This window comes from Leisingera sp. M658 (assembly GCF_025144145.1).
Lineage (GTDB): Bacteria > Pseudomonadota > Alphaproteobacteria > Rhodobacterales > Rhodobacteraceae > Leisingera.
Window position 1 is genome coordinate 1497224 of record NZ_CP083546.1, and the last position, 10757, is coordinate 1507980.

General features: G+C 62.0%; 9 protein-coding genes and 1 tRNA gene. 5 read left to right on the plus strand and 5 right to left on the minus strand.

What is annotated here, in order from left to right; translation table 11 throughout:
- Window positions 1-12: 12 nt before the first annotated feature.
- Entirely contained in the window at window positions 13-882 is an 870-nt protein-coding gene (gene metF, locus K3724_RS07505) for a methylenetetrahydrofolate reductase [NAD(P)H] (RefSeq protein ID WP_259991473.1), read from the minus strand.
- Window positions 883-980: 98 nt separating this feature from the next.
- Here metF and K3724_RS07510 point away from each other — a divergent pair, with 98 nt between their 5' ends.
- The gene (locus tag K3724_RS07510; protein WP_259991475.1) at window positions 981-1886 is read left to right on the plus strand and encodes a LysR family transcriptional regulator; all 906 of its coding nucleotides are present in this window, start codon (window positions 981-983) and stop codon (window positions 1884-1886) included.
- Window positions 1887-1970: 84 nt separating this feature from the next.
- Here the strand turns inward: K3724_RS07510 and K3724_RS07515 are convergent, their stop codons facing one another.
- Complete coding sequence (locus K3724_RS07515; RefSeq protein WP_259991477.1) at window positions 1971-2990, minus strand: NADP-dependent oxidoreductase; 1020 nt, start codon at window positions 2988-2990, stop codon at window positions 1971-1973.
- Between the two features lie 190 nt (window positions 2991-3180).
- Here K3724_RS07515 and K3724_RS07520 point away from each other — a divergent pair, with 190 nt between their 5' ends.
- Window positions 3181-3966: an inositol monophosphatase family protein gene (locus K3724_RS07520; RefSeq protein ID WP_129371244.1), complete on the plus strand. Its 786-nt coding sequence runs from the start codon at window positions 3181-3183 to the stop codon at window positions 3964-3966.
- Between the two features lie 93 nt (window positions 3967-4059).
- Here K3724_RS07520 and K3724_RS07525 read toward each other — a convergent pair whose 3' ends face one another.
- From K3724_RS07525 to putA, 3 genes are all read right to left on the minus strand, one after another.
- Window positions 4060-4437 carry a GFA family protein gene (locus K3724_RS07525; RefSeq protein ID WP_259991479.1) on the minus strand — a complete coding sequence of 126 codons (378 nt, stop codon included), beginning with the start codon at window positions 4435-4437 and terminating at the stop codon, window positions 4060-4062.
- Between the two features lie 335 nt (window positions 4438-4772).
- A complete protein-coding gene (locus K3724_RS07530; RefSeq protein ID WP_259991481.1) occupies window positions 4773-5543 on the minus strand; it encodes a rhomboid family intramembrane serine protease in 771 nt (256 codons plus the stop codon).
- A 53-nt stretch (window positions 5544-5596) separates the two neighbouring features.
- Window positions 5597-9010: a bifunctional proline dehydrogenase/L-glutamate gamma-semialdehyde dehydrogenase PutA gene (gene putA / locus K3724_RS07535; RefSeq protein WP_259991483.1), complete on the minus strand. Its 3414-nt coding sequence runs from the start codon at window positions 9008-9010 to the stop codon at window positions 5597-5599.
- A 126-nt stretch (window positions 9011-9136) separates the two neighbouring features.
- On the opposite strand from putA, the gene K3724_RS07540 reads away from it, so the two are divergent.
- From K3724_RS07540 to K3724_RS07550, 3 genes are all read left to right on the plus strand, one after another.
- A complete protein-coding gene (locus tag K3724_RS07540) occupies window positions 9137-9607 on the plus strand; it encodes an Lrp/AsnC family transcriptional regulator (protein ID WP_259991485.1) in 471 nt (156 codons plus the stop codon).
- A 134-nt stretch (window positions 9608-9741) separates the two neighbouring features.
- Window positions 9742-10278, plus strand: coding sequence for a hypothetical protein (locus tag K3724_RS07545; RefSeq protein ID WP_259991487.1), 537 nt, complete (start codon window positions 9742-9744; stop codon window positions 10276-10278).
- 108 nt (window positions 10279-10386) lie between these two features.
- Window positions 10387-10472 (plus strand) — tRNA-Leu (locus tag K3724_RS07550).
- The last annotated feature ends 285 nt before the right edge of the window (window positions 10473-10757 follow it).

Here is a 10757-nt window from a genome sequence, read left to right on the forward strand (position 1 = left end):
AGCCCGCAAGGCTTACGCCACGTTCTGAAGCGAGACCTTGGGGGTGACGCCCAGGGCAAAGCAGACATCCCGGGTCAGTTCAGGGCGGTTCAGTGTGTAGAAATGCAGCTTGTCGACGCCGCCCTCCAGCAGGTCCGAACACAGTTCGGTGCAAATCGCCGTGGCCAGCAATTCCTCGCGGTCATCGCGCAGCGCCTTATCAAAAGCGTTCTCAACCCAATCGGGGATGATGGTGCCGCAGCGCTTGGCAAAGTTGCGCGCCCCTTTCCAGTTTTCGATCGGCAGGATGCCGGGGGTCAGCTTGCTGCCATCAATCCCGGCCTTTTCGCAGGCGTCGCGGAAGCGGAAGAAAGTCTCGGCCTCGAAGAAAAACTGGGTCAGCGCCTCATTCGCGCCGGCGTCCAGCTTGCGCTTCAGCCACTCCACGTCCGCCGCCTGATCCGCAGCTTCGGGGTGGCGGTCCGGGTAGGCGCCGACCTTGATGTTGAAATTGCCGCGCAACGCCAGCCCTTTGATCAGCTCCACCGAATTGGCAAAACCGTCGGGATGCGGGATGAACTTGCCTTCGCCCTTGGGGGCATCGCCGCGCAGGGCGACGATCTCGGTCACGCCGGCTTCGGCAAACTGGTCGGCGATCTCCAGCGTTTCGGCCTTGGAAGCATTCACGCAGGTCAGATGCGCAGCCACGTTCAGGCCGGAGGATTTGTGCAGCGTCGCCACTGCGTCGCGGGTCAGGGTGCGGGTGGTGCCACCTGCGCCATAGGTCACGGACACAAACCGCGGGTCCATCGGGGCGAGGACTTGCACGGTGTCCCAAAGCCGGAAGGAGGCTTCGAGATTTTGCGGCGGAAAGAATTCAAAGGAAATCTTGGGCGTCGTCATCTCAGGTCTCTCGCTAGGTTGATTTCAGCTCTTGTTGCATGTGCAGCATTGTGAGACAATTTCATAATCCTCAAGAACAACATGAGTGCAATTGAAGAATGCATATTGAGTTCCGTCACCTCCGCACCATTAAGGCCATTCACGAGGCCGGCGGGCTGGCCCGCGCCGCGGATCAGTTGAACATCACCCAAAGCGCGCTGAGCCATCAGGTGAAGGGTCTGGAGGAACAGGCCGGGGTCGAGCTGTTTATCCGCCGGTCCAAGCCGATGAAACTGTCACCGGCGGGTCTGCGTCTGTTGCGGCTGGCCGAGCAGGTTTTGCCGCAACTTGCGGCAGCACAAGCGGAATTTTCCTCTTTGCGGGATGGCAATACCGGACGGATGCACATCGCCATCGAATGCCACGCTTGTTTTGAATGGCTGTTTCCGGTGCTGGAGGGGTTCCGCAAGAACTGGGGCGATGTGGATGTGGATATCCGCCCCGGCCTGGCCTTTGATGCCTTGCCCGCGCTGCAAAAGGAGGAGGTGGATCTGGTGGTCTCCTCCGATCCCGAGGACATCGCCGGCGTCGAATTTATTGAGTTGTTTGATTACAATGCTGTGTTTGTTGCCTCGGCCCAGCACCCTCTCGCGGAGAAACCGTTTGTCGAGGCTGCTGATTTCATCGGCCAGAACCTGATCACCTACCCGGTGGAGAAGACCCGGCTGGATGTGTTCAGCCAGCTGCTGATCCCGGCGGGAGTGGAACCTGCGTCGATCCGCCAGGTTGAGCTGACAGCGGTGATCCTGCTGCTGGTGGCGTCAAACCGCGGTGTGTCGGTGCTGCCGGACTGGGTGGTGCGGGAGGTGAAGTACTCGTCGGATTATGTGACACGGCCGCTGACCAAATCGGGGATCACCCGCAGGCTGTATGCGGCGATCCGGGCGGAGGACCGCGGGAAACCTTACATGCAGGAACTGATCCGCCTGGCCAAGGTTGAGGCGCGCAAGCTGCAGCATGTTTGACAAGGCGCGGAGCGGCCGGGCGCCGTTCCGGCTTCCGTGCCCGCTCCGCGCGGTTGCGTGATACTGTCAGCGCTGCGTCTGGCCTTAGACCAGTTTGACGATCTGCTTGCCGGTATTGCCGCCCTGCATCATCGACAGGAAAGTCTTGGGCGCGTTCTCCAACCCCTCGGCGATGTCTTCCAGATACTTGATCCCGCCGCTGGCGATCTTGGGGGCGACCTCTTGCAGGAATTCCGGATAGCGGTCGTAGTGGTTGAAGATGATGAAACCGTTCACCGACAGGAACCTGGTCAGCACCGAGCGCCAGATAGCGGGGGCGGTCAGATCGGTTTCGGCGCTGTTGTACCAGGCGATCATGCCGCAAACCGGGATCCTGCCATGGGGGTTCATCAAGGGCAGCACGGCCTCCAGTACCTTACCGCCAACGTTCTCATAGTAGATGTCGATGCCGTCCGGGCATTCAGCGGCCAGTGCCGCGTTCAGCGCTCCGGCATCCGCATAGGCACGGTGGTCCAGGCAGGCATCAAAGCCGAAAGTCTCAACCGCCAGCTTGCATTTGTCTGCGCCGCCCGCAACGCCAACCACGCGCAGGCCTGCCTGTTTCGCCAGCTGCCCGACCATAGACCCCACCGGGCCGGTGGCAGCCGCGACCACCAAGGTTTCACCCGCCTGCGGGCGGCCATAGGCGTCCAAGCCATGCCAAGCGGTAAACCCCGGCATGCCGAGAGCGCCGAGCGCGGTGGTGAGCGGCGCCATCTGCGGGTCCAGCTTGCGGAGCTCTGAGGCGCGGGCGCAGGCATGGCTGGCCCAGCCGAACATGCCCAGGGCAAAGTCGCCGGGAGCAAACTCCGGACTGTTTGAGGCAATCACTTCGCCAACACCGCCCGCGGTCATGGTTTCCCCGATTTCGACCGGCGGGGCGTAGGATTTGCCCGCGTTCATGCGGCCGCGCATATAGGGGTCCAGCGACATATAGTGAACTTTTACAACCACTTCGCCTTCGCCGGGTTGGGGCATGTCTGCAGCCTCAAGGCGGAAATTGTCTTCACCGGCCTGGCCTTCGGGGCGGCTGGCCAGCACGATACGCTGCATCTGGTCGGGCATGGGATTGTTCCTTGATCTGATTGCGTTGGAGTTTGGGCGCCGCAACACAGGAATTCAACCGCTCAGGCAGCTGTAACCGGGCGTCAGGCCCGTAGCCCTCAATGCGGCAAAGCCCCTTGGCAACTGCGGGCAGGGGGCGTATAGGCACGGTTTGACCGGCATCTCCCCGACGTGACAGGATACTGCAGACATGATTGGCAGCGCAAACCTCAATGTGATGATCAAGGCCGCCCGCAAGGCCGGCCGTTCCCTGGTGAAAGACTTCCGCGAGGTGGAGAACCTGCAGGTGTCGATGAAAGGTGCCGGCGATTTTGTCTCCAAGGCCGACATCGCCGCTGAAAAGATCATCAAGGACGATCTGCGCAATGCGCGTCCGACCTATGGCTGGCTGGCCGAAGAGGGTGGCGAGGAAGACGGCGAGGATCCGACCCGCCGCTGGATCGTCGACCCGCTGGACGGCACCACCAACTTCCTGCACGGGCTGCCGCATTGGGCGATCTCGATCGCGCTGGAGCATAAGGGCAAGATCGTTGCGGGCGTTGTCTATGACGCTGCCAAGGACGAGATGTTCTTTGCTGAAAAGGGTGCTGGCGCCTGGATGAATGACACCCGTATCCGCGTGTCGGGCCGTCACCGGATGATTGAGTCCATTTTCGCAACCGGTGTGCCGTTCGGCGGCCGTGCCGACCTGCCGCTGACGCTGCAGGACCTGGCCCGCCTGATGCCTGCCTGCGCTGGTGTGCGCCGCTGGGGTTCTGCCGCGCTGGACATGGCATATGTGGCTGCAGGCCGTTACGAGGGATTCTGGGAACGCCGCCTGAACGCCTGGGATCTGGCCGCAGGCATCATCATCGTGAAAGAAGCCGGCGGCTTTGCCGAGGCAATCGACCCCGAGGCAGGTATTATCGACAGCGGTTCTGTGGTGTGCTCGAACGAGCCGATCTTTGATAGCTTCGCCAAGGTGATCCGCGGCTGAACCACCGCGGAGCTTTGAGTACCGGAAACGCGGCCTTTGGGTCGCGTTTTCTGTTTCGCCTGGCCGATCGGGCGCTGCCCTCAGCGTGTTAAACTACTGATCCGACGGATGGTTCACACCGTCGTTCCAGGGGATCTCTCCATAGGTTTCCGGGTGGGTCCGTGGGTTTGCTCCCTCGATACAGCCCAGATTGACGCCGCATTCCTTGGGATCTGAACGGCGCTGGTGGTGGGTGTAGATACCGCAGGTCTTGCAGAAATAGTGTTTCGCCGTATGGCTGCCCCAAGTGTAAAGGCTGAGGTTCCCGGCCCCTTTCAGCACCTTCAGGCTGGCGGCAATGGCGGTCACGGCAGCCGCCCCGCGGCGGCGGCAAAATGAACAGTCGCAGCGCGCAGCCGAGGCGAGGCCTTCAGGAAACTCTGCCTCGATCTCAATAGCGCCGCAGTGGCAGGTGGCTTTCAGGTGTTCCATATCACTTCCTGTACTGGACACAGCTTTTCGCGGCCCTACATCCCTGACATCCCGGTCTTCTTCAGGGGGGAGGAGAATCGGGTTAGAGCGGCCTGTATTACTTTTAGATTATTATCACAGCAGGCCGCTCGACGACCAAATGCCCTGCTTTTTTCACCGGATACAGCAAACCAGCCATTTTCGCAGGTCTGCGATGCGGTTCAATTTCGGGCTGGTCAAGCCGGTCTCTGAAAGTGCCAGCGATTCATTGCAGATCGCTGGCGGCTTATCTGGACGCGCCGATGCAGCAGGGCAGCAGTTGCTTCATAAGGACTGGCTAAACTGCCGCCCTCCTTCTATTTCCCCCAAGGCCCCGGATTGCGCTTCTTGCGCGGCAGCTTGGGGATGCGGCTGGCGGCATATTCATACTCGTTCTCCGGATGCGGCGGCTGGCCATGGGTCTTGTTCCAGAACGCCGGGCCACCGCGCCGCAGCCACAGGGGCAGGCATAGGACCAGACCCACCGCAAAACCGCCGGCATGGGCCCAATATGCCACGCCGCCCTGATCAGGATCAGCGCCGAGGCCGCCGAAGAACTGCATCGCCAGCCAGACGCCCAGCATCACAAAAGCGGGGATCGTGAAGATGCGGAAATAGATGATCAGCACTAGCAGGATATCGACGCGGGCCTTGGGGAACATCAACAGGTAGCCGCCCATGACGCCCGCAATGGCGCCGGAAGCCCCCACCGTGGGCACCATGGACCCGGGCGCCGAATAGACGTGTATCAGCCCGGCGCCGATACCGCTGGCAAGGTAGAAGACAAGGAAGGGGAGGTGGCCCATTTCATCCTCCAGATTATCACCGAAGATCCACAGGAACAGCATGTTGCCGCCCAGATGCATCAGCCCTGCGTGGATGAACATTGAGGTGAACAGGGTCTCGAACCCGTAGCCGTGGCTGATCTCGGCCGGCACCACCGCGTAGGCGTCATAGAAAAAGGCCAGCGCGCGGGGGCTGGCATAGCTCGCCGTGTAGTAGACATAGGCCAGGATATTCGCCGCCATCAGCGCATAGACGACATAGGGCCTGCGCCCGGACGGGTTGTGGTCGCGGATCGGAAACATGAGGGAACGCTGGGCCGGAAACGGCCCAGCGTCAAGCACTTATCGGACGCAGCTCAGGCGTTGCCGCCGAGCAGATCCGCGTTGCCGCCGGAGGCGGTGGTATCGACGCAGACGTGGCGTTCAGCCAGAACGCGGGCGCGGTCGGGCTTGCCAGGGATCAGCGGGATGATCGGACCGTCGCGCTTGGCCAGCCACTGTTCGATCTCGCGGCCGGTTGCCTCGTCGCCCCACCACAGCACGCCCGCAATGCCCTGGATCGCCTCCAGCCGGTGCAGGTCGAACATGCCATGCGCCTCAATCGCGGTGCCGCCGAGGCTGATCACTTCCTTGGCCTGTTCCGCCGCGGCCTCGGGGCCCGGCCCCATGCACAACAGCGGCGGGCGGGCTGAGACGGTCAGGCGGTTCGATTCCCCGGTCGGGCCGGGCAGGGAGGTGGTCACGGCGCGCGCAGGCACGCCGCTTTCCCCAGGCAGTTCGGCAAAGGTGGTCTCCCACACTGCGTTGCTTTGCTGACGGTCCGGCGCGCAGAAACGGCTGAGGTAATAGGGGCCGCCGGCCTTGGGGCCGGTGCCCGACAGACCTTCGCCGCCGAACGGCTGGCTGCCGACAATGGCGCCGATCTGGTTGCGGTTCACATAGATGTTACCCGCATGGACCCGGTCGCAAACATGCTGCACCCGGTCGTCGATCCGGGTGTGCAGCCCGAAAGTCAGCCCGTAACCGGTTGCATTGATGTCGGAAATCACCTGATCCAGCTGTTGGGATTTAAACCGCACAACATGCAGAACGGGGCCAAAGATCTCTTCTTCCAGCGCGCTGATGCCGGGGATTTCGATCATTGTGGGGGCCACAAAGGTGCCGCCTTGCGGCGCGCGCATTTCCTTCAGGACGCGGCCTTCAGCGCGGGCCTTGGCAACATGGGCCAGGATGCCTGCGCGGGCGCCTTCGTCAATCACCGGTCCGCTGTCAGTCGACAGATGCCAGGGATCATCCAGATGCAGGCAATCCATCGCGCCTTTTAGCATTTTCAGCACGGTGTCGGCGATGTCCTCCTGCAGGTATAGGCAGCGCAGCGCGGAACAGCGCTGGCCGGCCGACTGGAAGGCGCTTTCGATCACAGCCTGCACGGTCTGTTCCGGCAGCGCGGTGGAGTCGACGATCATCGCGTTCAGACCGCCGGTTTCCGCAATCAGCGGCGCGCCGGGCTGCAGGTTGTCGGCCATCGCCTTGCGGATGCGCATCGCTGTTGCGGTGGAGCCGGTGAAGGCGACGCCATTGACCCGCGGGTCCGATGTGATGGCGGCACCAACCACGCTGCCGCGGCCCGGCACCAGCTGCATGGCTGCGCGCGGCACGCCTGCCTCATGCATCAGCTGCACGGCGCGGTGGGCGATCAGCGGGGTCTGGTCGGCGGGTTTGGCCAAAACGGCGTTGCCTGCGGCAAGTGCTGCCGCAACCTGTCCGGTGAAGATCGCCAGCGGGAAGTTCCAGGGCGAGATGCAGGTGAAAATGCCCGCAGGCGGCGCATCAGAAATGCGGGACGCATAATAGCGCAGAAAATCCACGGCCTCGCGCAGTTCGGCCACCGCATCGGGGATGGTCTTGCCGGCTTCACGGGCGAGGATGGCAAACAGCTCGCCGAAGTTTTCCTCATAGAGGTCGGCAGCCTTGTTCAGGATCGCGGTGCGTTCCGCAGCCGGAGCATCCCAAGGGTCAGCCAACGCCAGCGCCAGCTCGACATCCTCGGGGCTGCACTGGCTGACGGTGCCGGTCACACTCAGGTCGGCGGGGTTGGTCACATCCTTGGCAGTCTCGGGGCGGGCATCGCCTGCCAGCAGCGGCCCGGCCTGCCACCGGTGCGTGCGCCAGGGCGCGCGGGCTTCTTCAATAGCGGCCAGCGTCGGCGCGTGGCCCAGGTCGAAGCCTTTGGAATTCGGGCGCTCGGGCGCGTAGAGCTCAGGCCCGGTCGGGATCTTGCGGCTGATATCGGCAACCGCCGCGAAGGGGTCCGCGGCCACGATATCAGGCGAGACATTCTCGTCCACGATCTGGTTCACAAATGAGCTGTTGGCGCCGTTTTCCAGCAGGCGGCGCACCAGATAGGCCAGCAAATCGCGGTGGGCGCCAACCGGTGCATAAATCCGGCAGTTGGTCTTATTCTGCTCCAGCACCATCTGGTGCAGGGTTTCTCCCATACCATGCAGGCGCTGGAATTCGTATGTTGCGTTGTCCTTGTCCGCAGCCATATGCAGAATGGCGGAAACAGTATGCGCATTATGGGTGGCGAACTGCGGGTAAATCCGGTCCGTCATCCCCAGCAGTTTGCGCGCGTTGGAGATATAAGAGACATCGGTCAGCGCCTTGTTGGTGAACACCGGGAAGCCATCGACGCCTTCGACTTGCGCCTGTTTGATCTCGGTATCCCAATAAGCGCCTTTCACCAGCCGCACCATAAAACGGCGATCGTATTTCTCAGCCATTTCATGCAGTGCGTCGATGGCCAGCCCGGTGCGCGGGCCATAGGCCTGCACCACCACGCCGAACCCGTCCCAGCCGGCCAAAGAGGGGTCCGAGACCACGGCGCCGATCACCTCCAGCGACAGCGACAGGCGGTCGGCCTCCTCGGCGTCGATGTTAAGGCCCATTTTCGCCGCCTTAGCCAGCAGTGCCAGCGCCTTCAGCCGCGGCACCAGATGCTCCATCACGCTGCTTTCCTGCGCCAGCTCGTAGCGCGGATGCAGAGCAGAGAGTTTCACCGAAATGCCGGGGTTCTTGCGGATGTCGTCGCTGTTACAGGCAGCGGCAATGGCCGAGATCGCCTTGGAATAGGACAGGTGGTAGCGGGCTGCGTCAGCCTCGGTCCGGGCGGCTTCTCCCAGCATGTCGTAGGAGTAAGTGTAGCCTTTGGCCTCCATCCCGGCGGCGCGGTCCATCGCGCTTTCGATGGTTTCACCCAGCACAAACTGGCGGCCCATCTCCTTCATCGCGCGGCTGACGGCGGTGCGGATCACCGGCTCGCCCAGACGCTTGATGGCGCCGCGCAGGGCACCGATGGGGCTGCGTTCCTCGTCCAGCACCTTGCCGGTCAGCATCAAGGCCCAGGTCGAGGCATTGACCAGCGAAGAGGTGGACTTGCCCAGATGCTTGCCCCAGTCGGAGGGCGCGATCTTGTCCTCGATCAGCGCATCAATGGTGTCGGCATCCGGCACCCGCAGCAGCGCCTCAGCGAGGCACATCAGCGCGACCCCTTCATCGGTCGACAGCCCGTATTCGGCAAGGAACACCTCCATAAGGCCCGGCGCCGAATGGCCGCGGATATCGCGCACGAGGGCAGCAGCACTGGAACAGATCCGGGCGCGGTCGGCGTCAGACAGGGCGGCCTGGGCAATCAGCTGGTCACGCACCGCGGTTTGGTCGGCATAGGTGCCGGCATCGATCCGGTGGCGCAGTTTTGGTTGGGTGGTCATGCGGGGAACTCCACAAAAGGGTGTGCAGGGCTTTTGCTTAGGATACACCCTTTCCTGCGGGACAATCGCCTGAAAATGGGGGATACTTAGGCGAAAGTGGGAAAAATTAGAAAGGTAGAAGTGCAAATGAACTTTTCTGACCTGGATCGGTTCGACCGGGCGATTCTGAATGTGCTGAGTGAGGACGGCCGGATCTCCATTGCCGACCTGGCCCGCAAAATCGGCCTGTCGAAAACACCCACTCAGACCCGGCTCAGGCGGCTGGAGGCCGAGGGCATCATTACCGGCTACCGCGCCCTGGTGGATCCGATCCGGCTGGGTCTGGATCACGTCGCCTTTGTCGAGGTGAAGCTGGACGACACCCGCGAGGCGGCGCTGGTCAAGTTCAACGCGGCGGTGGCGAAACTGCCGGAGATCGAACAGGCCTATATGATGGCGTCGCATTTCGACTATCTGCTGAAGGTGCGGACCCGTTCGATGACCGATTACCGGGCGGTGCTGGGGGAAAAGATTTCCTCGCTGCCGCATGTCGCCTCAACCTCGACCTATGTGGCGATGGAAGCGGTGAAGGAAGACGGCGCGCTGGCGCCTTTGTGAGGCAGAAGGAATGCGCGCACGCGCAGTTGACTTGATTGAATGCCGAAATATGCCAGCATAGGCTCATGCTCTATGTATTGTTTCGCACACCGCCACGCTTTACTGGATTTGCTGCGGTCTTCGCCGCTTTAACTATGGCTGCGCCTGTGCAGGCGTCCGATTGCCCCGCAGCGCCAGACCACAGCGCCCGGCTGGACGGCTTGCTGTTCGAGGTGCAGAAGGCCGCCACCGAAGATCAGGCGCGCGCAATTGCCAACCGGATGTGGGAGTTCTGGGCCGATGCGCCGGATGCGCAGGCCCAGGCGATGCTTGACCGCGGGATGACAAGGCGCACGTCCTTTGATTTTTTGGGGGCTTTGGAGGATTTCGATCAGCTGATCGCCTACTGCCCGGATTATGCCGAGGGCTACAACCAGCGCGCCTTTGTGCATTACCTGCGCCGGGATTTTACCGCCGCCCTTCGTGATCTGGACCGGGCGCTGCATCTGTCGCCCCGCCATATTGCCGCGATGAGCGGACGGGCGCTGTCGCTTTACGGCCTGTCGCGCCTGGAGGAGGCGCAGGCAGCTTTGGCCGAGGCGCTGGCGTTGAACCCCTGGCTGCCAGAGCGTTATCTGGCTGACCCGGGCGGGCCATTGGCACCTGCAGGAGCGGGGGATACGGAATTGTAGCGGCGCCCGCACCGCGGGAAAAATTCCAGCAAAACGCTGAAAACCGATTGTCCGCATGAATTCAGAAGGCTAGACCTGCTGCAAAGGCGCCGCTTGGCAGCGCCCTGTGCGGACGTGGTGGAATGGTAGACACCGGAGACTTAAAATCTCCTGGCCTTATGGCCGTGCGGGTTCGAGTCCCGCCGTCCGCACCATTTTACATTCAGATGAAAAAATCCCAAAAACTCAAATATTACAGATGCTTGCGGAGTTCGAAAGCCGTTTTGTCGGTCGTAGGCCATGGGTGCTTTGAATGCGGTTTTGAGGATGGTTTTCTTCACTGCTAGTGGCCCGTTACCGTACATATTCCAAGGGACTGACAGGAAGTTACGCAATAGTTCGAAAATGCGCACCCGGACGCCTGCTGCTCATTGCTCTGCGAAACATCGCAAACATTCTGGCAGACAGCGCTAAGCTCAGGATCAGCAGAGGATCGCATT